Source organism: Xylophilus sp. GOD-11R (assembly GCF_033546935.1).
Classification (GTDB): Bacteria; Pseudomonadota; Gammaproteobacteria; order Burkholderiales; family Burkholderiaceae_C; genus Xylophilus.
Genome location: NZ_CP137854.1, coordinates 5085749 through 5106644, shown reverse-complemented (window position 1 = coordinate 5106644; position 20896 = coordinate 5085749). Strand labels below are relative to the sequence as shown.

General features: G+C 68.0%; 17 protein-coding genes. 5 read left to right on the top strand and 12 right to left on the bottom strand.

Annotated features, from left to right (window positions below; genetic code table 11):
• Positions 1-249: 249 nt before the first annotated feature.
• From rsmA to R9X41_RS23525, 3 genes are all read right to left on the bottom strand, one after another.
• A complete protein-coding gene (gene rsmA / locus R9X41_RS23535) occupies positions 250-1014 on the bottom strand; it encodes a 16S rRNA (adenine(1518)-N(6)/adenine(1519)-N(6))-dimethyltransferase RsmA (RefSeq protein ID WP_318632846.1) in 765 nt (254 codons plus the stop codon).
• Positions 1015-1048: 34 nt separating this feature from the next.
• A complete protein-coding gene (locus R9X41_RS23530) occupies positions 1049-2446 on the bottom strand; it encodes a peptidylprolyl isomerase (RefSeq protein ID WP_318632845.1) in 1398 nt (465 codons plus the stop codon).
• 62 nt (positions 2447-2508) lie between these two features.
• Positions 2509-4938 (bottom strand): LPS-assembly protein LptD, encoded by a 2430-nt coding sequence (locus tag R9X41_RS23525; RefSeq protein WP_318632844.1) that lies wholly within the window; start codon positions 4936-4938, stop codon positions 2509-2511.
• A 128-nt stretch (positions 4939-5066) separates the two neighbouring features.
• Between R9X41_RS23525 and R9X41_RS23520 the strand changes: the two genes are divergently transcribed.
• Positions 5067-6161 carry an aminoglycoside phosphotransferase family protein gene (locus R9X41_RS23520; protein WP_318632843.1) on the top strand — a complete coding sequence of 365 codons (1095 nt, stop codon included), beginning with the start codon at positions 5067-5069 and terminating at the stop codon, positions 6159-6161.
• 17 nt (positions 6162-6178) lie between these two features.
• Positions 6179-6889, top strand: a complete 711-nt coding sequence (locus R9X41_RS23515) for a 16S rRNA (uracil(1498)-N(3))-methyltransferase (RefSeq protein ID WP_318632842.1) — start codon at positions 6179-6181, stop codon at positions 6887-6889.
• Positions 6890-6905: 16 nt separating this feature from the next.
• On the opposite strand, the gene R9X41_RS23510 is transcribed toward R9X41_RS23515, so the two are convergent.
• Complete coding sequence (locus tag R9X41_RS23510; RefSeq protein ID WP_318632841.1) at positions 6906-8396, bottom strand: M20/M25/M40 family metallo-hydrolase; 1491 nt, start codon at positions 8394-8396, stop codon at positions 6906-6908.
• A 108-nt stretch (positions 8397-8504) separates the two neighbouring features.
• On the opposite strand from R9X41_RS23510, the gene R9X41_RS23505 reads away from it, so the two are divergent.
• Positions 8505-9332 (top strand): DUF72 domain-containing protein, encoded by an 828-nt coding sequence (locus R9X41_RS23505; protein ID WP_318632840.1) that lies wholly within the window; start codon positions 8505-8507, stop codon positions 9330-9332.
• A 6-nt stretch (positions 9333-9338) separates the two neighbouring features.
• On the opposite strand, the gene R9X41_RS23500 is transcribed toward R9X41_RS23505, so the two are convergent.
• The 3 genes from R9X41_RS23500 to metX all read right to left on the bottom strand — a co-directional run bounded on the left by R9X41_RS23500 (position 9339) and on the right by metX (position 11821).
• Positions 9339-9923: a bactofilin family protein gene (locus R9X41_RS23500; protein WP_318632839.1), complete on the bottom strand. Its 585-nt coding sequence runs from the start codon at positions 9921-9923 to the stop codon at positions 9339-9341.
• A 174-nt stretch (positions 9924-10097) separates the two neighbouring features.
• On the bottom strand, positions 10098-10688 hold the full coding sequence (gene metW, locus R9X41_RS23495) for a methionine biosynthesis protein MetW (protein ID WP_318632838.1): 591 nt from the start codon (positions 10686-10688) through the stop codon (positions 10098-10100).
• Positions 10685-11821 carry a homoserine O-succinyltransferase MetX gene (gene metX, locus R9X41_RS23490; protein WP_318632837.1) on the bottom strand — a complete coding sequence of 379 codons (1137 nt, stop codon included), beginning with the start codon at positions 11819-11821 and terminating at the stop codon, positions 10685-10687. The genes metW and metX overlap by 4 nt, the downstream gene beginning before the upstream one ends.
• Before the next feature lie 634 nt (positions 11822-12455).
• On the opposite strand from metX, the gene R9X41_RS23485 reads away from it, so the two are divergent.
• Positions 12456-13007 (top strand): RNA-binding regulator, encoded by a 552-nt coding sequence (locus R9X41_RS23485; RefSeq protein ID WP_318632836.1) that lies wholly within the window; start codon positions 12456-12458, stop codon positions 13005-13007.
• A gap of 74 nt (positions 13008-13081) precedes the next feature.
• Here R9X41_RS23485 and R9X41_RS23480 read toward each other — a convergent pair whose 3' ends face one another.
• The 4 genes from R9X41_RS23480 to R9X41_RS23465 form a co-directional block, all read right to left on the bottom strand.
• Entirely contained in the window at positions 13082-13864 is a 783-nt protein-coding gene (locus R9X41_RS23480; RefSeq protein WP_318632835.1) for an SDR family oxidoreductase, read from the bottom strand.
• Between the two features lie 8 nt (positions 13865-13872).
• Positions 13873-14490 carry an LPS export ABC transporter periplasmic protein LptC gene (lptC, locus tag R9X41_RS23475; protein WP_318635320.1) on the bottom strand — a complete coding sequence of 206 codons (618 nt, stop codon included), beginning with the start codon at positions 14488-14490 and terminating at the stop codon, positions 13873-13875.
• A 71-nt stretch (positions 14491-14561) separates the two neighbouring features.
• Complete coding sequence (locus R9X41_RS23470) at positions 14562-15158, bottom strand: KdsC family phosphatase (protein WP_318632834.1); 597 nt, start codon at positions 15156-15158, stop codon at positions 14562-14564.
• Complete coding sequence (locus R9X41_RS23465; RefSeq protein ID WP_318632833.1) at positions 15155-16156, bottom strand: KpsF/GutQ family sugar-phosphate isomerase; 1002 nt, start codon at positions 16154-16156, stop codon at positions 15155-15157. Before R9X41_RS23465 ends, R9X41_RS23470 begins: the two co-directional genes overlap by 4 nt.
• A gap of 69 nt (positions 16157-16225) precedes the next feature.
• On the opposite strand from R9X41_RS23465, the gene R9X41_RS23460 reads away from it, so the two are divergent.
• Positions 16226-18211 carry a monovalent cation:proton antiporter family protein gene (locus R9X41_RS23460; RefSeq protein WP_318632832.1) on the top strand — a complete coding sequence of 662 codons (1986 nt, stop codon included), beginning with the start codon at positions 16226-16228 and terminating at the stop codon, positions 18209-18211.
• Positions 18212-18239: 28 nt separating this feature from the next.
• Here R9X41_RS23460 and R9X41_RS23455 read toward each other — a convergent pair whose 3' ends face one another.
• Positions 18240-20876, bottom strand: a complete 2637-nt coding sequence (locus R9X41_RS23455) for an EAL domain-containing protein (RefSeq protein WP_318632831.1) — start codon at positions 20874-20876, stop codon at positions 18240-18242.
• Positions 20877-20896 lie beyond the last annotated feature (20 nt).

Sequence of the window (20896 nt, the reverse complement as noted above, 5' to 3'; positions counted from 1 at the left end):
GTTCTGCATCCACCAGCCAAGCAGAACGGGCGAACGAGGCTCCGGCGGCCGAGGCCGTTGCCGGCATCGCGATCGAGACCGATCCCGCAGAGAAAATGCCCACCGACAAGCTCGTGGACGTGTCGCCGATGGCGCTGCGCATGAGCAGCCCCTTCAATTCGGGTTACTGGCTGACCGCCGCGTAATGTCGAATCGATCGGATCGCGCTTGACGCGCCCCCATGAAAAAACCCGCCGATGGCGGGTTTTTTCATGGGCCGACCGTTTGCGCGAGTCGAACGTATTCGGCAACCGGCACCTCCTCAGCCCGTCGCGTCAGGTCGAAGGCGACCTCGACGCCACGCGCCTCCAGCCATTTGCCCAGCGTGTGGCGCAGCAGCTTGCGGCGCTGGCTGAAGGCGACCTGTACCAGCTCTTCCAGCAGCGGCGGCGACAATGCTTGCGGCTCGGCGCGCGGCACCATGCGGACGACCGCACTGTCGACCCGCGGCGGTGGGTCGAAGCTTTCGGGCGGCACGAACAGCACATTCTCCATGGCGTAGCGCCACTGCAGCATCACCGACAGCCGACCGTAGGCGGCCGTGGAAGGCGATGCGACCATGCGGTCGATGACTTCCTTCTGCAGCATGAAGTGCTGGTCTTCGATGGCATCGACATGGCCCAGCAGCTGAAAGAGGATGGGCGTGGAAATGTTGTAGGGCAGGTTGCCGACCACCCGCAACTTGGCGACACCCAGCCGCGCCGCGAGCGCGGTGAAGTCGACCTTCAGCACGTCGGATTCGATCACTTCGAGCTGCCCGTGTGAGCGCAGTCGGGCGGCGAGATCGCGGTCCAGCTCGATGACGGTGAGGCGCCCGACACGCTCCACCAGCGGTTGCGTCAGCGCCGCGAGACCCGGGCCGATCTCCACCATCGCTTGGCCGGGTTTCGGGTCGATCGCATCGACGATGCCGTCGATGATGCCGCCGTCGGACAGGAAATGCTGCCCGAAACGCTTGCGTGCGATGTGCTTCACGCTTCGGACTCCACCAAGCAGCAAGCCGACGGCCTCATTGCGGCACTTCGCGCAGCTCGACGTAGGCGCGGCCGCGCACTTCCTGCGCCCAGGTGGTGTAGGCCTCGTCGAGCTTCTTTTCGCGGGCGGCGGCGCGCACCATGTCGCGCTGTTCGCGCTGGTTGAGCGTGTGTTCGCGGCGCTCGATCAGTTGGATGATGTGCACGCCGAACCGGCTCACGAGGGGGTCGCTGACCTGGCCCGGCTGGAGGCCTTCGATCGCTTCCTCGAATTCGGGCACGAACTGGCCCGGGTTGGCCCAGCCCAGGTCGCCGCCCTGCTTGGCGCTGCCGTCCACGGAGAACTGCTTGGCCAGCTCGCCGAAGTCGGACTGGCCGGTGGTGACGCGCCGTTTGAGGTCGGCCAGGCGCTCGATGGCCGCAGCCTCGGTCATCTGCGGCGTGGGGCGCAGGAGGATGTGGCGAGCGTGGTTCTGTATGACCTGGGTCGGAACACCGGTGCCGTTGACCCGCTCGACCACCTTCAGGATGTGGAAGCCCGCAGGCGAGCGGACCGGTCCCACGATGCCGCCGACCGGCAGGTTCTGCGTGGCCTCGACGAACAGGTTCGGGTAACGGTCGGCCGGCCGCAAGCCGAGCAGACCGCCGCTGCGGCCTTCCGGCGCGTCGGAGTTTTCGCGGGCGAGCACGGCGAAATCGGCGCCCCCCTTGGCGCGGTCGGCGATGCCCTGCGAGCGCGCCTGAAGGCTGGCGACCTGCTGCGGCGTGGCATTTTCCGGCACGAGCACCAGCACGTGTTGCAGGTTGATCTGCTGGCCGGTCGCGCTTTCGGCGGTCTGCTGTTCGCGGATGAACTGGTCGATGTCCTGGTCGGTGACCCGCACGCGCGACTCGACTTCACGTTCGCGCAGACGCAGCAACATGAGCTGGTTGCGCAGGTCGAAACGGAAACGTTCGAGCGAGATGCCGTCGGCCGCCATGCGGCGATGCAGGCCGGCAAGATCGGTGTTGTTCTGCCGGGCGACGTTCTCTTCGGCCTGGTCGATGATGGGTTCGTCGATCTTGATGCCGTTCTCGACGGCCTGTTGCAGCTGCGCCTTTTCGTTGATGAGGCGCGACAGCACCTGACGCAGCAGCACATCGCGCGGTGGCAGCGCAGCGCCCTGCTGGGAGATCTGCTGCGCAGCGCGGTCGGCGCGCATGTTGACCTCGCTGTTGGTAATAGGCTCGGAATTGACCACCGCCACGATGTAGTCGGCCTGTTGCACCGTGGGCGCCATGGCGGCCGCAGCGCCGGCCGGGGGCTGCAACGAGGTCCCGGGCGCGGACATGCTGGGCGACAGCCGCAGGCCCTGCGCCGCTGCACCGGTCGTCCCGAGCAGGCCGAGGGCGACGAGGGTCAGCGAGAGAAAGAGGGCGTTGTGATGCTTCATGGTGGTGGACGCTCGTCCGTGACGATGGTTGGAGGCTGCCGGGCGCTGGTGACGGCGGGCGGCTAGTCGTAGTTGCTGAAACGGCTCGGTGTCATCACCTGTTCGTTCAGGTACTGGTAGCGGGGAATGCTTCGGCGCAGGATTTCGAGCGGGCTGGAACCGACGCGCGACATGCCGAAGAATTCGATCTGGAACAGCAGGCGCTTGTTGGCGGTGGTGGTGCTGCTCTGCAGCCGCTCCAGCACCACCCGGCCGATCCAGCAGTCGCCTTCGTATTCGAAGCCGACGACGGCATCGGTAATCTTGCTGTCGAACATGCTGTAGTTGACGCGTCCGACCGTGTAGAGACGTCCCGGACCCTGGCCACGACCGCGGCCGAGCTCCTGCCCGAAATCACCCCAGAGGTCGTTGATGGGCCATTGCCAGCCGACGTCGACCTGCTCGCTGGTGCCGCGCTGCAATCGGTAGGCGGCATTGATCAGCCGGTAGTCGCCGGGGCTGTAGCGCCCGCCGATGCTCGAGCGCACCGAGCGATCGGTCTTGGGGTTGTACTGCACGGTGGAGTCGAAGGCCCACTTCTCGGTCCAGTTGACCGAGCCGCCCACCATCACGTCGCTCAGGCGGTCGGTGACCGGCGCTTCACCGGGCAGCACGACTTTCTGGTCCTGGAAACGCAGGCGTTGCGCGATGCCGAACTTGGCAGCCTCGGCACCGGTGTTGGCGTCGATCAGGCGGGTGGTGACGCCGACCGTCAGCAGGTTGTTGTCGGAGATCCGGTCGTTGCCGACGAACGCGTTCTCGTTGTAGATCGAGGCGAAGTTGAAGTCGCTGCGCGCGGTGTCGTAGTTGGGCAGGTTGTTCTGGTTGCGGAAGGGCGTGCGGACATAGAAGGCGCGCGGCTCCAGCGTCTGGATGAGAGCACGGCCCAGGAGGCTGGTGTTGCGTTCGTAGACCAAGCCGCTGTCGATGCTGAAAGTCGGGACGGTGACGTTGTCCTGCGTCTGGCCGGTGGAGGCCAGTGCGTATTCGAAATCGTAGTGCCGGCTGTGCAGCTGCACCTTGGGGGTGAAGAACCCGCCCGGCGCCAGGAAAGGCCGGCTGATCTGCCCCAGCAGGTATTGCCGGCGCGCGTTGGGCTGGTTGGTCAGCGATGGGTTCGATTCGAACTGCGTGTAGTCGGCTTCGACCGAGTAATCGAAGCCGTTGGCGTCGAGCTTGCCGTAGCGCGCCACCACCTGCGGCAGGCGGTCGTACGGCGGCACGATGACTGAGTTGACGTCCTGCAGGGTCTGCCACTTGAGCGATCGCGCATTGAGCGTGAAGTCGCCGCGGCCCCAGCTGAAGTTGAGGTCGGTCGGCAGCAGGCGCTGGGTCAGCGAGACGCTGGTGCGCGGGAAATCGCGCCAGTAGTTGTTGTCGCTCGCGCGATTGATGTTGGCGCTGAAGCCCACCGCGCCGACGGCGTCGATGCCGGTGTCGATCGTTCCGGTGTGCAGCGCCGAAATGCCCCAGCGGTCGATGCCGTTGCGCAGCTGGTCGTCGGGCATGTAGTTGCCGCGAATCTGGCCTCGATAGTTGCTTTCCAGATAGCGGAATTCGCCCGCCAGATCGACCCCCCGCTTGCTCAGCAGCGAGGGATAGAGCGTGGCGTCGCGGTTGGGCGCGATGTTCCAGTAGTACGGAATCATCGTCTCGACGCCGCTGATGCTGTTCAGGCCGATGACCGGCGGCAGGAAGCCGGACTGGCGGGCCTCGGTCAGCGGAAAGGACAGCGACGGCACGGCCGGCATGCGCAGGCCCTTGAACTGCATCACCCCGTCGTGCGCCACACCCTGGCCGGTGCCCTGGTCGATTTCCAGCGACCGGGCGGAAATGACCCAGTCGGGCATCCAGCTCGGACCCGGTCGGCGCTGGCAGGTGGTGTAGGTGACGTCGTGGATGACCATGTGCTGGTCGTCGATGAAGTCGATGCGCGAACCCTGGCCGTAGGCGTTGGTGCCCAGGAACCGATAGCTGGGCCGCTCGAAGAAGCCCTGCATCGCGTCGATCTGCAGCTCCAGGTGCGGCCCAGTGAAGATATCGCCGGCGCGGTTGATGTACACGTTGCCCATGGCGATGGCGAGATCGTCGGGCTGGGTGTAGTCGAGCTTGTCGGCGCGGATCACGATGTCGGCGCGCCGGAATTCGGCGTTGCCCTCGACGGTGGTGCGGTAGTCGGTCAGGCCGGTGGTGCGCTCGCCGGTCACGAAGATCGGGAGGTTGCGGCGCTGCTCCGACGGAATCACATCGCGCAGCAAGGGGGTGCGTCGCAGCATGAGCGGTTCGTCGGCCGTGGCGGCTGCGAGCTGCGCCCAGGCGTTGCCGCCCTGCAGCAGCGTCGCCGCGACCAGCGCGTGGCTGGCCCAGGCGGTGGCGCGGAGTGAGAACGGGCCACGTCCCGCGCGCGGCCAGGGCGACGGACGGGAGAGCAAGGCGATCTTCGGTCGGGGCATCGGTCGGCGGAGCCGTGGCGTTCGGGCGTACAGCGAAATAAACAGGGGTCGGCGGAACCGACGAGCGGCAAAACTCGTCTTGCAGGACAAAACCTGCCCGGTGGGCGGCTTTGTAGAATCGATTATCCATGACCCCACCCGATACCCTGCCCGCGCCGTCCTCCACCATCGCCTGGGCAGACCCGGCGCGAGCCGAAGCTTTCGCGCGCTGGCTCGCCGCCGTCGCCCCGCCACACGGCCTGGCGCCGGCCACCTTGCGGCTCGCTTCGGCCGATGCGAGCTTTCGCCGCTACTTCCGGATCGACGCTCCTGCCATGCCGGGCGGCAGCGCCATCGTGATGGACGCACCTCCCGACAAGGAAGACAGCCGGCCGTTCGTGCAGATCGCCTCGCTCATGGCCGACGCCGGCCTGCGCGCGCCGCGCGTGCTCGCCTGGGACGCCGAACACGGATTTCTGCTCCTCGACGACCTCGGCCGGCGCACCATGCTCGACGTGATCGATCCGGCCGACGGCGCGGCCGCCCTGCCGCTGTACCGCAAGGCGATCGACGCGCTGGTGGCGTGGCAGGTGTCGTCCCGCCCGGCCGTGCTGCCCGTCTATGACGAAGCCCTGCTGCGGCGCGAACTCGCGCTGTTTCCCGAGTGGTACCTGGGTGCCTACCGGCAGGTGAAGCTGGAAGGCGCCGATGCCGCCACGCTGGCGTCGGCGTTCGACCAGATCGTCGCTCGCAACCTGGCAGCGCCGCAGGTCTTCGTGCACCGCGACTTCATGCCGCGCAACCTCATGGTCGACGACCACGACCCGGCCGCGCCGCTGGGCGTGCTCGATTTCCAGGACGCGGTGTACGGCCCCATCACCTACGACATCGCCAGCCTGATGCGCGACGCCTTCCTGAGCTGGGACGAAGACCTGGTGATCGACGTCACCGTGCGCTACTGGGAAGCCGCGCGCAAGGCCGGCCTGCCGGTCGGCGACGACTTCGGCGCCTTCTACGCCGAGGTCGAATGGATGGGCCTGCAGCGGCACCTGAAAGTGGCCGGCATCTTCGCCCGGCTCACCTTGCGCGACGGCAAGCCGCGCTACCTCGCGGACACGCCACGCTTCATCGGCTACATCCGCTCCACCTGCGACCGCTATCGCGCGCTGGGGCCCTTGCTCAAGGTGCTCGACCGGATCGAGGGCACCGAGGTCGCCACCGGCTACGCCTTCGGTCGCGTCTAGCCGACGGCCGCCGCGACATGCCGCGCATCTTCTGTTCACAGCCGCTCTCCACTGGTGCGGCGTTCGAGCTTCCGGCCGGTGCCGCACGCCATGTGCAGGTGCTGCGCATGCAGCCGGGCGACACCGTCACGCTGTTCGATGGCCGGGGCGGCGAGTACACGGCCGTCATCACCCGCATGGGCCGCAGCGATGTGGCGGTGGAGATTGGCGCTTTCGACCCGGTGGAGCGCGAGGCGCCGCGCACCATTCATCTGGCGCTGGGCATGCCGGCGAACGAACGCATGGACTGGTTGGTGGAGAAGGCGGCCGAACTCGGGGCCGCCAGCATTCAGCCGCTCATGAGTGCACGGACCGTCTTGCGACTGTCGGGCGAGCGGGCCGAGAAGAAGGCCGCGCACTGGCAGGCGGTGGCCGTCGCGGCCTGCGAACAATGCGGGCGCAACCGGGTGCCGGAAGTCAGGCCGCTGGCCAGCCTGGCCGACTGGCTTCACCAGCCGAAGCTGGCGGACGGCGTGCAGCGTTATCTGCTTTCGTTGGCCGACGGTTCGGCGCCGCTGCAGACCGGCGACCCGGTCGAGGCTTGCTTTCTTTCCGGCCCGGAAGGCGGGCTGACGCCCCAGGAAGAGGCCGCCGCGATGGAAGCCGGCTTTGCGCCGGTGCGCCTGGGGCCGCAGATCCTGCGCGCCGAAACCGCGCCGCTCGCTGCGCTGATGCGCCTGCTGGGCTGACGCCGACGAGCCCGTCTCAGGGCATGCGGGCGATGACCTCGGCCACCGCCGCCGTCAGCCGCTTGGCGTAGGGCACGTGCAGGAACTCGTTCGGTCCGTGCGCATTGCTGCGTGGGCCGAGCACGCCGCAAACCATCATCTGCGCCGTCGGGAAGCCCTGGCTCAACAGGTTCATCAGCGGAATGGTGCCGCCTTGTCCGATGTGGCCGCAGGGCGCGCCGAAATGGGCGAGCGAAGCCGCGTCCAGCGCCTGTTCGAACCACGGTGAGGTCGACGGCGCGTTCCAGCCGGTGGCACCGCCGCCGCCTTCGAAGGTGACCTTGGCCTGATAGGGCGCGTTGTCTTCGAGCAGGCGCTTGAGCTCCTGCACCGCGCCTCCGGCCTCGACCAGCGGCGGCAGGCGCAGGCTGAGCTTGAAGGCTGTAAAAGGCCGAAGCACGTTGCCGGCGTCCTTCATGGCCGGGAAGCCCTCGGCGCCAGTCACCGACAGGGTCGGCCGCCAGGTGCGGTTGAGCAACGCCTCGACCGGGTCGCCGGTGGTCGGCAGCACCTGCAGGGTGGAGCCGCCGCAGTCGTAATGCGCCCAGGGAAAGCGCTTGGTGACTTCGTCGCCCAGGACGGCGGCGGTGGCGCGGGTCTGCTCCAGGCGGTCGGCCGGGACTTCGCAGTGAAAACTCGCCGGCAGCAGCCGGCCGGTGGCGCTGTCCTCCAGACGGTCGAGCAGGTGGCGCAGGATGCGGAACGACGACGGCACGAGTCCGGAAGCGTCGCCCGAATGCACGCCTTCGGTCAGCACTTCCACCCGCAGGGTGCCGCCGGCCATGCCGCGCAGGCTGTTGGTGAGCCAAAGCTGGTCGTAGTTGCCGGCGCCGGAGTCCAGGCAGACCACTAGACCGACATCGCCCAGGCGTGGCCGCAGGGCGTCGACATACGGCAGCAGGTCGTAGGAGCCGGATTCCTCGCAGGTTTCGATCAGCCCGACGATGCGCGGATGCGCCGCGCCCTGTCGCTTGAGGGCCTGGATGGCGGCGATGGAGGCATACACCGCATAGCCGTCGTCGGCGCCGCCGCGTCCGTAGAGCTTGCCGTCCTCGTACTTGGGCGACCATGGCCCGAGGTCGCTGCGCCAGCCGGTGAATTCGGGTTGTTTGTCGAGATGACCATACATCAGCACCGTCTGGGTGCCGGTGCGCGGCGTGCCGGCCGTGCCGGTGGACGCGGCGACCTCGAAAAACAGCACCGGCGTGCGGCCGGGCAGGCGGATCACCTCGAGCGACAGGCCTTCGACCTTCTGCCGCTCGACCCAGTCGGCAGCATTGCGCACCACCAGGTCGATATAGCCCAGCGCGGCCCAGTCCTTCTCGAAGCCGGGCGACTTGGCCGGCACGGCGATGTAGTCGGTGATCTGGCGGACGATGTCGCCGTCCCATTGTTCGGTGATTTCGGCTCCCAGCCGGGCCGAATCGAGCAGGCCGGCGGGGATCTCGCGGTGCAGGGGTGCGTTCATGGGGCTGTCCTGGGGTGCGGATGATGTGGTCACAGCACTTTACGCCGCCATGGACGACGCCGACCACAATGGGGTTACCGCCGCTCGGCGCAAACAGGGAGACCAGGCATGGGGGACCAGAACGAACACCGCATTCGCACCGGCATCGGCGGCTGGACCTTCGAGCCATGGCGCGGCGGCAATTTTTATCCCGAAGGCCTGCCGCACGCCCAGGAACTGCACTGGGCCAGCCGGCAGCTGCCGGCCATCGAGATCAACGGCACGTTCTATCGCAACCAGACGCCCGCCACTTTCGCCAAGTGGCGCGACGCCACGCCGCGCGGCTTCATGTTCTCGGTCAAGGCGTCGCAGTACTGCACCCATCGGCGGGTGCTGGCCGAGGCCGGCGAATCGGTGGATCGCTTCATCAACAGCGGTGTGGCCGAGCTGGGTGAGAAGCTCGGGCCCGTCGTCTGGCAGTTCATGCCGAGCAAGGTGTTCGACCCGGACGACTTTTCGGCGTTCCTTGGCCTGCTGCCCGAGCGCCGGGACGGTGTTGCCCTGCGACACGTGCTCGACGTGCGCCACCCGTCGTTCCGCGATCCGGCATTCGTCGCCATGGCCCGGCGCCACCGCTGCGCCATCGTCTTCACCGATGCGGACAAGTTCGTGTCCATTCCGGACGCCACGACCGACTTCGTCTACGCCCGGCTGATGATGGCCTCGGCCGACGTGGTGACCGGCTACGACGATGCGGCGCTCGACCGCTGGACGCAGTGCGCGCGCGCCTGGAGCGAGGGCAAACGACCCGTCGGCCTCGAACAGGTGAGCCCCGAGGACGGACCGGAGACCGATCGCCGCGATGTCTTCGTCTACTTCATCAACGGCGCGAAAGAGCGGGCGCCAGCCGCCGCCGCGGCCATGCTGCGGCGGCTCGGCCTGGCGCCGTTGGCCTGAACATGCTCAGGCAGCCGCCGCCTCGACGCGCGACGAGGTGCTGGCCAGGGTGGGCGCAGCGCCGAAATGCACTTCGCCGCCGAGCTGGCCGCCCTCTTCGATGATCACGCTGCCATAGCGGACATGGCCGGTGACCTTGCCGGTCGACCGGATGACCAGGCGCGTGCGGGCGTTGAGCGTGCCTTCGAAGTTTCCCCGGATCTCGGCGAAGTCGACCTGCGCCGAGCCCTTGAAGGCGCCCTCTTCCTCGACCTGCATCACCCGCGAATCCATCGTCGCCTCGACCAATCCCTCGACCACGAGCGTGTCGCAGTCGGTGATCTCCACGCCCTTGAGCTTGATGTTCGGCCCGACGGTCAGCTTGCTGGGGTTCTCGGCCTTGACGCTGTCGCCGGTGCTCACCGGCGTGGTGACGGCCGGCTTGACGTCGCGCATCAAGGATGCGGGGGCAGGGGTGGAAGCGCTGCTGGCGGTGCTTGAGGAGGACGGCAGGGTCACGGTCGTGCCCGCGCTGTTGGTGGATGCGCCCGGGCGGGCTACAGGGGTGTCGGCATCGCGTTTGCTGCCGAAGAAGTTGGATTGAAGCGCCATGGGTTCTCCGTTAAAAGGAGACCTGATGCTAGGGACCACTTACGCGCAAAGCTTCCCGGTTTTTCGCAATATGAGTAACGCTATTTAACCAATGTTGCGAGGCGATGGTCACCCAAACCCATGTCACCGCTGTGTTTGCAATGAAGCGCGCCGGTAGCGCATGGATGCATTCATTTACGTCCCGGACGCCTGCAGTCGAAACACAGCGGTGCCCGCGCGTGCGTTCGGAAACCAACGAACCTCGCGCCCACCCTGTAATCCGAACGCGTCGAGAACCTGCAACCGATTGCGCCTCGCCAAGGCATCGAAATCACGGAAGGTGCCCACGCGAATGTTCGGTGTGTCGTACCACTGGTAGGGCAGTCGCCTGGTCACCGGCATACGACCCTGCAGCACCGACAGCCGGTTGGGCCAGTGCGCAAAATTGGGAAAGGCGACGATGCCCGTGCGGCCGACGCGTACCGTCTCCAGCAGCATGGTCTCGGCATTGCGCAGGTGCTGCAGGGTGTCGAGTTGCAGCACGACGTCGAAGGCCTGGTCGTCGAACAGGTCCAGACCGCTTTCGAGGTTGCGCTGGATCACGTTGACCCCGCGCCGCACGCAGGCGAGCACGTTGGCGTCGTCGAGTTCGATGCCGTAGCCGGTGCAGCCACGTTCGCGGGCCAGCAGGTCGAGCATGGTGCCGTCGCCGCAGCCTAGGTCGAGCACGCGTGCGCCGCGCGGCACCAACTGCGACAGGAGCCGGTAGGTGGCGAGATCGCTCATGCCGAAGCCTCCAGTTCGGCGCCGACACGCTCGAAATACGCCCCCACCAACGACAGGTAGCGCGGGTCGTCGAGCAGGAAGGCGTCGTGGCCGTGCGGCGCGTCGATTTCGGCATAGCTCACGTCGATGCGGTTGTCGAGCAGTGCCCGCACGATCTCGCGGCTGCGCGCGGGGGCGAAGCGCCAGTCGGTGGTGAAACTCGCCAGCAGGAATTTCGCTTTGCAAACCGCCAGTGCCTTCGACAGGTTGCTGCCGGTGGCACGGGCCGGGTCGAAGTAATCGAGCGCCCGGGTAATCAGCAGATAGGTATTGGCGTCGAAGTATTCGCTGAACTTGTCGCCCTGGTGGCGCAGATAGCTCTCGATCTGAAACTCGACATCCTGGGTGGTGTAGCGATAGGCCACCGCATCCCGCAACTCGCGCCCGAAGCGGGTGTTCATCACGTCGTCGCTCAGATAGGTAATGTGGCCGATCATGCGGGCGATGCGTAGCCCCCGTTTCGGCACGGTGCCATGCTGGTAGAAGTGGCCGTCGTGGAAATCCGGGTCGGTGACGATCGCGCGGCGCGCGACTTCATTGAAGGCGATGTTCTCGGCGTTGAGGTTGGGCGCGCTGGCGATTACCACCGCATGCCCCACGCGCTCGGGAAACTGGATCGCCCACGACAGTGCCTGCATGCCGCCGAGACTGCCGCCCATGACCGCGGCGAGCCGGCCGATGCCCAGCGCGTCGAGCAGCCGGGCCTGGGCCTCGACCCAGTCTTCCACGGTGACCACCGGAAAGTCGGCACCGCGCGCCTCCCCGGTCACCGGATCGATGTCGGCCGGGCCGGTCGAGCCGAAGCAGGAGCCGAGGTTGTTGATGCCGACGACGAAGAAACGATCGGTATCGAGCGGCTTGCCGGGGCCGACCATGTTGTCCCACCAGCCTTCGGAGCCGGCCTGCCCCGCATAGACGCCGGCGACATGGTGCGATGCGTTGAGCGCGTGGCAGACCAGCACCGCGTTGGACCGCGCGGCGTTGAGGTTGCCGTAGGTTTCGTAGGCCAGCGTATAGCCTGCGATGCTGGCGCCGCTGCGCAGGCGCAGGGCTGCGTCGAAGCGCATGGCCCGGGACTGTGCAATGAGATTCATGGCGAGAGGAACACGACAGGACAACAAAAAACCCGGCTTCGCTGCGAACGAGGCCGGGTGCGAGGGTGTCTTGCCGGTCCGTCTTTAGCAGCATTTGTAAAGCGCCCGCAAGCTGGAGCAAATCGGCGCAGGGCGGAGTATAGCGGCCGTGCCGTACCAGCCGGATTGCCGGGCCGGGCCACCGAAGGCGACGACGGCCGAATCGAATTAAGGCGGTAGGCCGAGGTTCTGGCGCATCGGCCGCATATACATATTCGAGTCAGCACCGTATCGATGTCGAATGGAGCCGATCGGACCTAATACCTCGGTAATTCGCCGGTGGCGCACCATTTACGCGTGGCAGTATGAAGATGCGCACCACAATCGCGGATGATCATTCCCAGATGCGGTGCGCGGCGTGCGAGGGTAATTCTGGTTAGTCCCGACTTACGCGGGTAATCCCTGATTCGAAATCCAGGGCGGGGGTCGCCTGCGTAATAACTGCTTGCCTTTTCGGCAAAGCTATGGACCATAATGCGCTCGCGGGCGTGTAGCGTTCGTTTCGCGGTGTTTCGTCGGGTTCGCGTGGTCGGTTGCTGATTGCGTTGCAGACTCCATCGCTTTTTTATCTCTTGTGTTTTTAGGAGTCCCTTCAATGGGCAACAAACTCTACGTCGGCAACCTGCCGTATTCGGTTCGCGACGATGACCTGCAACAGGCTTTCAGCGAATTCGGTTCCGTGACCAGTGCAAAGGTCATGATGGAACGCGACACCGGCCGCTCCAAGGGCTTCGGCTTCGTGGAAATGGGCAGCGACGAAGAAGCGCAATCGGCCATCAACGGCATGAATGGCCAGCCGCTCGGCGGCCGCAGCGTCGTGGTCAACGAAGCGCGCCCCATGGAAGCCCGCCCGCCGCGTAGCGGTGGTGGTGGTTACGGCGGCGGTGGCGGCGGCTACGGCGGTGGTGGCGGCGGTGGATACGGCGGCGGCGGTGGCGGCTACGGCGGCGGTGGCCGCAGTGGCGGCGGCGGCGGCGGTGGTTACGGCGGTGGCGGCGGTGGCCGCAGCGGTGGTGGCGGTGGTGGTGGCGACGGCGGCTTCCGCAGCCCGTACGGCTCCGGTCCACGCGGTGGTGGCGGCGGCGGCCGTGGTGGCTACGGCGGCGGTGGCGGCGGTGGTTACGGCGGCGGCGGTGGCGGCTACTGAGATCGCGTCAGCTTCGATCACACCAAAAGCAAAAAGGCCCTTCGGGGCCTTTTTCTGTTTTGCGCCCCTGATGATCAGGCCTCGCCACGTCGTTTCTTGCGTCCGCGGCCGGCCACCAGCCGGTCATACCAGGACGGCGGCAGCAGGCGCATGACCCGCGCCACGATGCTCATCTGCCAGGGGATCACACGCAAGGCAGCGCCGCTATCGATGGCCGCCACCGCTTTTTCGGCAAAAGCCGAGGGCGTGAGCATGAACGGCATGGCGTATCGATTGCCCTGCGTCAGCGGGGTGTCGACGTAGCCCGGGCACAGCGTGACCACGCGCACGCCACTGCCGCGCAGATCGCCGCGCAGGCTCTCGCAATAGGCGATGGCGCCGGCCTTGCTGCCGCTGTAGGCGCCGTGGCCGGGCAAGCCGCGAATGCCGGCGATGCTGGCGATGCCCACCAGCCGCCCGCTGCCGCGCGCGGCCATGGGGGCGACGAATGCATGGAAGGTGGCCGCCATACCCACGGTATTGGTCGCGAAGCTTTCGGCCAGTACGTCGATGTCGCTGCGGTCGGCGGAGTCGATGCCCACGCTGATGCCGGCGTTGGCGATGACCACGTCGGGCAGGCCCTGTGCCGCGATGCACGCCTGGCTGGCGCCGACGATGCTGTCGATGACCGCGACATCGGCCCGGTAGCTCGCCCAACGCCCGGTTTCCAGTCGCTGCTCGGCGGCCCACGTGTCGATGGCTTCCTGCCGGCGGGCGACCAGCGCAAGACGCCATCCGCGATGGTAGTAATGCAGCGCCAGGGCCTGTCCGATGCCGCTGGAGGCTCCGGTGATGAAGACCAGGGGCGACGCGGTCATGGCGGCGTTCAACGGGCGGGCGCGTTCTGCCGTGGCTGCAGCGTGGTGTGGACCCGGCCGCGCAACTGCATGACCTGGTCCGCGTTGTCGTAGTCCATGGCGTCGCCGGTGAAGGTGTCGGTGCCACGCGTCATGACGACGGGCCGGTCAGACCGCACCCGCTCGGTCGTGGTGTAGGCGTGCAGGAACTCGCCCCGAAACTGCATGCGCGGTATCGCCTGGCCAGATTTGCCGGTCATCGGCTCGCGGGTGACGATGGCGTTGCCGATCAGCTGCACCTCCGAGCCGTCGCCGTTGGAAAGCCCCCGCTCGGCGGTGGCGACCGTGATGGCGCCGGTGTCGGCGATCGCGCGGATGCGCGGCTTGTCGATCTCCAGCGTGTCGGTGTCGGGATAGTGGCGTCCTTCGACGCCGAAGACCTCGCGCTGCAGGCGCCCGTTGGCGTCGAAGGTGCGCAGGGCGAAGTCGCGCATGTAGTAGTCGGGATCGTGGCGCAGGGGCGCCACGACCTCGGGCGCGGCGGCCGTGGGCGAGTTGCGCACCAGCCAGTAGCTGCCCAACGCCAGCAGTCCCATGAGCGCGATCGGCAGGTAGATCGACAACCGGTCGATGGCCCCACGCAGCATGGCCGCCGGGGTGAGTCGGGCGCGACCCTGCGGCGTGGGCAGGGTGGTCGTCTGATGGACGGGTGGCGTGCTCATTGGGCGAAGGCCTGCAGCAGCGCATCGTAGCGGCCGGTGGCCGCCAGCAGGAGGTCGCAGCATTCGCGCACCGCGCCGTGGCCGGCGGCGGCGGCGGTGACGTGGTGGGCGACGGCCAGCACTTCCGCATGCGCGGTGGCCGGCACGCAGGCGAAGGCCGCCCGGCGCAACACGGGCAGGTCGGGCCAGTCGTCGCCCATGGCGGCGACCTGGTGCCAGCCGAACCCGAGCGACGCCAGCGTGGCTTCGGCGGCCGGCAGCTTGGCTTCAGTGCCGAAATGCACATGCTCGACGCCCAGGGCCGTCAGCCGCGCCCGCAGCGGTCGCGAATCTCGGCCGGTGATCACCGCCGGCACGATGCCGGCCGCCTGGAGCAGCTTGAGCCCGTGGCCATCGAGCGTGTTGAAGCGCTTGATCTGCTCGCCGCCGACACGCGGGTCGTCTTCCGGGTATTCGGCGAAATACAGGCCGCCGTCGGTGAGCACACCGTCGACGTCGAAGAAGGCGATCCGCACGTCCTGCGCACGCAGCAGCAGCTCGGGGTTGTAACGCAGCACGGGCGACAGCGGGCCGGGCGTGGAATCCATCGTCATACCACCTTGGATCTCATCAGTTCACCGATATGCACCACCCCCTGCAGCAGGCCGTTGGGGTCGGCGACCAGCAGGGCGGTGATGCGGTGTTGCTCCATGCGTTCGGCCGCGTCGGCGGCCAGGGCGGTGGGGGCGATGGTGCGGGGATTGGGTTTCATGACGTCGGCCGCGCGCAAGGCGCGCAGGTCGGCGCCGGTTTCGACCAGGCGGCGCAGGTCGCCGTCGGTGAAGATGCCGAGCAGGCTGCCTCGCGCGTCGACGATGGCCGCGGCGCCCAGACCCTTGGCCGACATCTCGTGCATGAGCTCGGCGAAGCTCGCCTCGGGCAGCACCCGGGGCACGGCGTCGCCGGTAGCCATGACATCCGAGACATGCGTCAGCAGCCGTCGCCCGAGCGAGCCGCCCGGGTGCGAACGGGCGAAGTCCTCGGCGCGAAAGCCGCGGATGTCGAGCAGCGCGACCGCGAGTGCGTCGCCCAGCGCCATCTGCGCGGTGGTGCTGGCGGTGGGCGCGAGCTGCAGCGGGCAAGCCTCCTGTTCGACGCCGCTGTCGAGCAGGATGTCGGCGTGGCGCGCCAGCGAAGAGCGCGGGTTGCCGGTCATGGAGACGAGGGTGGCGCCGATGCGCTTGACCAGCGGCAGCAGCACCGTCAGTTCGGCGACTTCGCCGCTGTTGGACAAGGCCAGCACCACGTCGGCGGCGGTGATCATGCCCAGGTCGCCGTGGCTGGCCTCGGCGGGATGGACGAACATCGCCGGCGTGCCGGTGGAGGCGAGCGTGGCGGCGATCTTGCGGGCCACGTGGCCGCTCTTGCCGATGCCCATCACCACGATGCGGCCCCGGCATTCGAGGATGGCGCGCACCGCCTGGACGAAACGATCGTCGAGGCCGCGCTTGAGGCCCAGCACGCCGGCGGCCTCGATGTCGAGCGTCTGGTGCGCCAGGCGCAGGGCCTCGGCGGGATCGAAGCGATAGGAGGCAGGCAGGGACGCGGTCATCGGCGGATTTTATCGGCTGGCTTCGTGCCGCACGGCGGCGAGGGCCTTGGCGCACGCTAGCATGCCGGGATGTCGTCGCTCGCCCTCACGCTGCTCTTCCTGCTCGCCGCAGTGGTGGGCGTGGTGGCGTGCCGCAGCCTGCGGCTGCCGCCGATGCTCGGCTACCTGGCCGCGGGGGTGCTGATCGGGCCGCACGCGCTGGCCCTCGCGCAGGACTCCGAAGGCGTGCGGCACCTGGGTGAATACGGCGTGGTATTCCTCATGTTCGTGATCGGGCTGGAGTTCAGCCTGCCCAAGCTGCGGGCCATGCGCCGCCATGTATTCGGCCTCGGCCTGGCGCAGGTGGCGGTGACGATGGCGGTGGCCACCGCCGGCGGGCTCGTCGCGGCGCGGGTGTTGACGGCCTTCGCCGGGGTCGACTGGCGTGCCGCGCTGGCGCTGTCGGGTGCGCTGGCCATGAGCAGCACCGCCATCGTCGTCAAGCTGATGGCCGAGCGGCTGGAGCTGGAAAGCGAGCACGGCAAGCGGGTGATGGGCGTGCTGCTGTTCCAGGATCTGGCGGTGGTGCCGCTGCTGGTGCTGGTGCCGGCGCTCGCCGCCGCGCCCGAGCGCCTGCTGCCGGCGCTGGCCATCGCCATGGCCAAGGCGACCGTACTGGTCGGCCTGCTGCTGGCGGGCGGCCAGCGGGTGATGCGCTGGTGGCTCACGCTGGTGGCCAAGCTGCGCAGCGAAGAGCTCTTCATGCTCAACCTGCTGCTGATCGCGCTCGGCCTGTCCTGGCTGACCGAGCAGGCGGGGCTCAGCCTGGCGCTCGGCGCGTTCATCGCCGGCATGCTGGTGTCGGAAACCGAATTCAAGCACCAGGTCGAGACCGACATCCGCCCCTTTCACGACGTGCTGCTCGGCCTGTTTTTCATCACCGTCGGCATGATGCTCGACTGGCACATCCTGCTCGACCAGTGGGCCCTGGTGCTGCTGCTGCTCGCCGTGCCGCTGGGCCTGAAGCTGGTGCTGGTAATGGGACTGGCGCGCGCCCTTGGCGGCACTACCGGGGTGTCGCTGCGCACCGCGCTCTACCTGGCGCAGGCTGGCGAATTCGGCTTCGTGCTGCTGCAGCTGACGCAAGAGCACCAGCTCATGCCGCCCGAGCTGCTCAACCCGGTGCTGGCGGCGATGGTGCTGTCGATGCTGGCCGCGCCCTTCATCATCCTGTCGTCGAACCGCATCGTGATGAAGCTGGTGGCCAGCGACTGGCTGCAGCAGTCGCTGCAGATGACCACCATCGCACGCAAATCGATCAACGCCAACCGGCACGTGATCATCTGCGGCTACGGCCGCTGCGGCCAGAACCTGGCGCGCATGCTCGAGCGCGAGGGCATCGCCTACATCGCGCTCGACCTCGACCCCGACCGCGTCCGGCAGGCCGCCGCCGCCGGCGATTCGGTGGTGTTCGGCGACGCCGCACGACTGCAGGCGCTGATGGCCGCCGGCCTGGCGCGGGCCAGCGCGATGGTCATCACCTACCTGGACACGCCTTCGGCGCTCAAGGTGCTCGATCACACGCGTTCGCACGCCGCGCAGGTGCCCGTCATCGTGCGCACCCAGGACGACCGCGACCTGGAACGGCTGCAGGCCGCCGGCGCCACCGAGGTGGTACCCGAGGCCATCGAGGGCTCGCTGATGCTGGCCAGCCACGCGCTCGCGCTGGTCGGGGTGCCGATGCGACGGGTGATCCGTGTCGTGCAGGACCAGCGGGATGCCCGCTACGACCTGCTGCGCGGATATTTCCACGGCGCCGACGACGATGCCCCGCAGGACGGCGACACCGAACGCCTGGCGCCGTTCACCCTGCCCGGCGGCTCGGCAGCAGGTGGCCGCAGCATCGGCGCGCTGGCACTGCACACGGTCGGCGTGCGGGTGGTCAGCCTGCGCCGGGCCGACGGCCGCCAATCGGCGCACGACGCTGAAACGCTGGTGGAGAACGGCGACACGCTGGTGTTGTCCGGGCGCGCCTCCTCGCTGGCGCTGGCCGAAGAACTGCTGTCGCGGCGCTGACCGGCCCTCACGGCCAGCCGGCGGCTCCTTACGCGTCCGGCAGCTGGTCGACCGGCACCGGCCGGCCGAACAGATACCCCTGGAACAGCTCGCAGCCGTTGGCGACCAGGTAGGCGTGCTGTCCCTCGGTCTCCACACCTTCCCCCACCACGGTCAGGCCGAAGCTGCGCGCCAGCTGGATGATGGTGCAGGCCACCGCGGCGTCGTGCGGATCGACCAGCACGCCGCGCACGAAGGACTGGTCGATCTTCAGCTGGTCGAAGGGCAGCTTCTTGAGGTAGCTGAGCGACGAATAGCCGGTGCCGAAATCGTCCAGCGACAGCGACAGACCGTAGCTGCGCAGCGCCGTCATCTTGGCGATGGTGTCCTGCACGTCGTGCAGCAGCAGGCTCTCGGTGATCTCGAGCTTGAGCCGCCGCGGATCGGCGCCCTCCTGCTCCACCACCGCCAGCATCTGGCTGACGAACAGCGGATGCCGGAATTCCCGCGCGCTGACATTCACCGAGACCGTCAGGTGCGCGCGTTTCGGATCGTTGGCCCAAACGGCCAGCTGCCGGCACGCCATGCACAGCACCTGGCGGCCCAGCGTCACGATGAGGCCGGTGCGTTCGGCGACCGGGATGAAATCGCCCGGCGACACCATGCCGCGCTGGGGGTGCGGCCAGCGCACCAGCGCCTCCACGCCGGACATGCGACCCTGGCGGTCGACCACCGGCTGGTAGTAGACGATCAGCGACTGCTTGGCCAGCGCCTGGCGCAGGTCGCTCTCGAGCCGCATGCGCGCCTGGGCGGCTTCCTGCATCGTCGGATCGAAAAAGCAGAAGGTGTTGCGGCCGGCAGCCTTGGCCTCGTACATGGCCAGGTCGGCGCGCTTGATCACCTCGTGCGAGGGCAGCTGGTGATCGGCGAACACCACGATGCCGATGCTCGGCGTGCTGACCACGTCGCCGTCGTCGATGGAATAAGGACGGCCGAGGGTGGCGAGCACCGCCTGCGCCAGTGCCTCGGCTTGCGCGGAGGCCGCCGGAATGTCGGCCGGCAATCCCTGCACCAGCACGACGAACTCGTCGCCGCCGAATCGCGCCACCGTGTCGTGCGGCCGCACGCAGCCACGCAGCCGGCTGGCCACCTGCGTCAGCAGCCGGTCGCCGCCGGCCGGGCCCAGGGTGTCGTTGGCATCCTTGAAGTTGTCCAGGTCGAGCAGCAGCAAGGCACCGCAGCGGCCCAGGCGGCTGCTGTCGCCCATGGCCTGCTCCAGCCGATCGAGCAGCAGCCGGCGGTTGGGCAGCCCGGTGAGGTCATCGACGAAAGCCAGCCATTCGACCCGCGCCTCGGCATGCTTGCGCGCGCTGATGTCGCGCCCTACGCCGCGGTAGCCGCGAAAGCCGGCCGCGTCGAAGTACGGCCGACCGCTGATCGACATCCACTGGCTCTCGCCGCCGTCGCTGGCCAGCTCGATCTCGAGGTCGTGGAACTGCTGGCGCGATTCGAGCAGCTTGCGGTGCGAGCGCCAGTGGGTCTCGTTGAGATTGAGTGTCTCCATCTCCCACGGATGCATGCCGAGCCGCAGCTGGTTGTTGAACGTGGCCTCGTCGTCGCGCACCGTGCCCTCCATGCGGACCAGGCGCAGGTCGCTGTCGGTCTCCCAGTACCAACCCGACGACAGCGTCGTCAGGTCACGCCAACGAGCCTCGCTGTCGCGCAACTGCTGCTCGGTGCCGACCCGCTCGGCCACGGTTCGGCTCACCATCGACAGCTGCGCCACCGTGCTCACCAGCGGTTCGAGCAACTCGATCAGCTGCTGCCCGTAGCCGCCAGGGCGATTGGCCAAGCCTACGAAAGCCACCACGCGGCCCGCCGCGCGCACCGGCATGCCGAGAAACGATTCGATCGGCGGATGGCCCGCGGGCAAGCCGTCCGGCACCCGGTCGATCGGCGAGGCGCCATACACCACCGCCTGGCCCGGTGCCTGGGCGCTGCCGAGCAGCCGGTCGAGGTCGGCGGTCAGCGAGCCCTTCTCGATCTGGGCATCGACCGTCGCGCGCGTCTCGTTGTCCCAGCGCACGTCGGCAATGGCCTGGCAGCGCAAGGTGGAGCCGCCTTTGTCGTCGGGCAGCACTTCGGCCAGGAAGCCGTAAGCGCTGTGGCTCAGGGACATGAAGTTGCCCAGCAGCCGGTCGAAAGCCAAAGGCTGTGTCGGCGCGGCCATGAAGGTCGACTGCGCCTGCGAGATCGACTGCAGCAGGCGGTTCTGGCTGGCCAGCCGCGCCGTCGAGGCATTGCGCTGCGCTTCCTGCCGGCGCCCGAGCGCGGTGCGCGCCAGGCGAATCGGCAAGGTGCGGGCGAACTGGAAGCGCGCGTCGAACACCCAGTAGTCGAAGAAGCCGAGCCGGATCGCGCGCCGGGCCACCGCTTCCTCGCCGGGCTCGACGCCGATCAGCAAGGGCGCCTGGCCGGCATCGCGCCGCAGCTCGAAGGCAGTGCCGTCCGGCAGGCGGTGCCGTACGGCGACCGCGTCGAAATTCTTGCGCCGCAGCGCCAGGCGCGCCTGCGCCACGGAGTCGGCCGTTTCGATATGTGGATCCAGGCGCTGACGCCGCGTCGACTCCAGGACACGCCGGATGTGCGATTCGTCGTGGTCGACCAGGAGAACGGAGTAAGACATTGCGGAGGTGGATCCGCCGG

What these genes read in the sequence shown, in the direction of transcription:
- R9X41_RS23530 (WP_318632845.1), bottom strand. Translation starts at nt 2,446, where the DNA reads ATGAAGCATCACAACGCCCTCTTTCTCTCGCTGACCCTCGTCGCCCTC.
- R9X41_RS23525 (WP_318632844.1), bottom strand. Translation starts at nt 4,938, where the DNA reads ATGCCCCGACCGAAGATCGCCTTGCTCTCCCGTCCGTCGCCCTGGCCG.
- R9X41_RS23520 (WP_318632843.1), top strand. Translation starts at nt 5,067, where the DNA reads ATGACCCCACCCGATACCCTGCCCGCGCCGTCCTCCACCATCGCCTGG.
- R9X41_RS23515 (WP_318632842.1), top strand. Translation starts at nt 6,179, where the DNA reads ATGCCGCGCATCTTCTGTTCACAGCCGCTCTCCACTGGTGCGGCGTTC.
- R9X41_RS23510 (WP_318632841.1), bottom strand. Translation starts at nt 8,396, where the DNA reads ATGAACGCACCCCTGCACCGCGAGATCCCCGCCGGCCTGCTCGATTCG.
- R9X41_RS23505 (WP_318632840.1), top strand. Translation starts at nt 8,505, where the DNA reads ATGGGGGACCAGAACGAACACCGCATTCGCACCGGCATCGGCGGCTGG.
- R9X41_RS23500 (WP_318632839.1), bottom strand. Translation starts at nt 9,923, where the DNA reads ATGGCGCTTCAATCCAACTTCTTCGGCAGCAAACGCGATGCCGACACC.
- metW (WP_318632838.1), bottom strand. Translation starts at nt 10,688, where the DNA reads ATGAGCGATCTCGCCACCTACCGGCTCCTGTCGCAGTTGGTGCCGCGC.
- metX (WP_318632837.1), bottom strand. Translation starts at nt 11,821, where the DNA reads ATGAATCTCATTGCACAGTCCCGGGCCATGCGCTTCGACGCAGCCCTG.
- R9X41_RS23485 (WP_318632836.1), top strand. Translation starts at nt 12,456, where the DNA reads ATGGGCAACAAACTCTACGTCGGCAACCTGCCGTATTCGGTTCGCGAC.
- R9X41_RS23480 (WP_318632835.1), bottom strand. Translation starts at nt 13,864, where the DNA reads ATGACCGCGTCGCCCCTGGTCTTCATCACCGGAGCCTCCAGCGGCATC.
- lptC (WP_318635320.1), bottom strand. Translation starts at nt 14,490, where the DNA reads ATGCTGCGTGGGGCCATCGACCGGTTGTCGATCTACCTGCCGATCGCG.
- R9X41_RS23470 (WP_318632834.1), bottom strand. Translation starts at nt 15,158, where the DNA reads ATGACGATGGATTCCACGCCCGGCCCGCTGTCGCCCGTGCTGCGTTAC.
- R9X41_RS23465 (WP_318632833.1), bottom strand. Translation starts at nt 16,156, where the DNA reads ATGACCGCGTCCCTGCCTGCCTCCTATCGCTTCGATCCCGCCGAGGCC.
- R9X41_RS23460 (WP_318632832.1), top strand. Translation starts at nt 16,226, where the DNA reads ATGTCGTCGCTCGCCCTCACGCTGCTCTTCCTGCTCGCCGCAGTGGTG.
- R9X41_RS23455 (WP_318632831.1), bottom strand. Translation starts at nt 20,876, where the DNA reads ATGTCTTACTCCGTTCTCCTGGTCGACCACGACGAATCGCACATCCGG.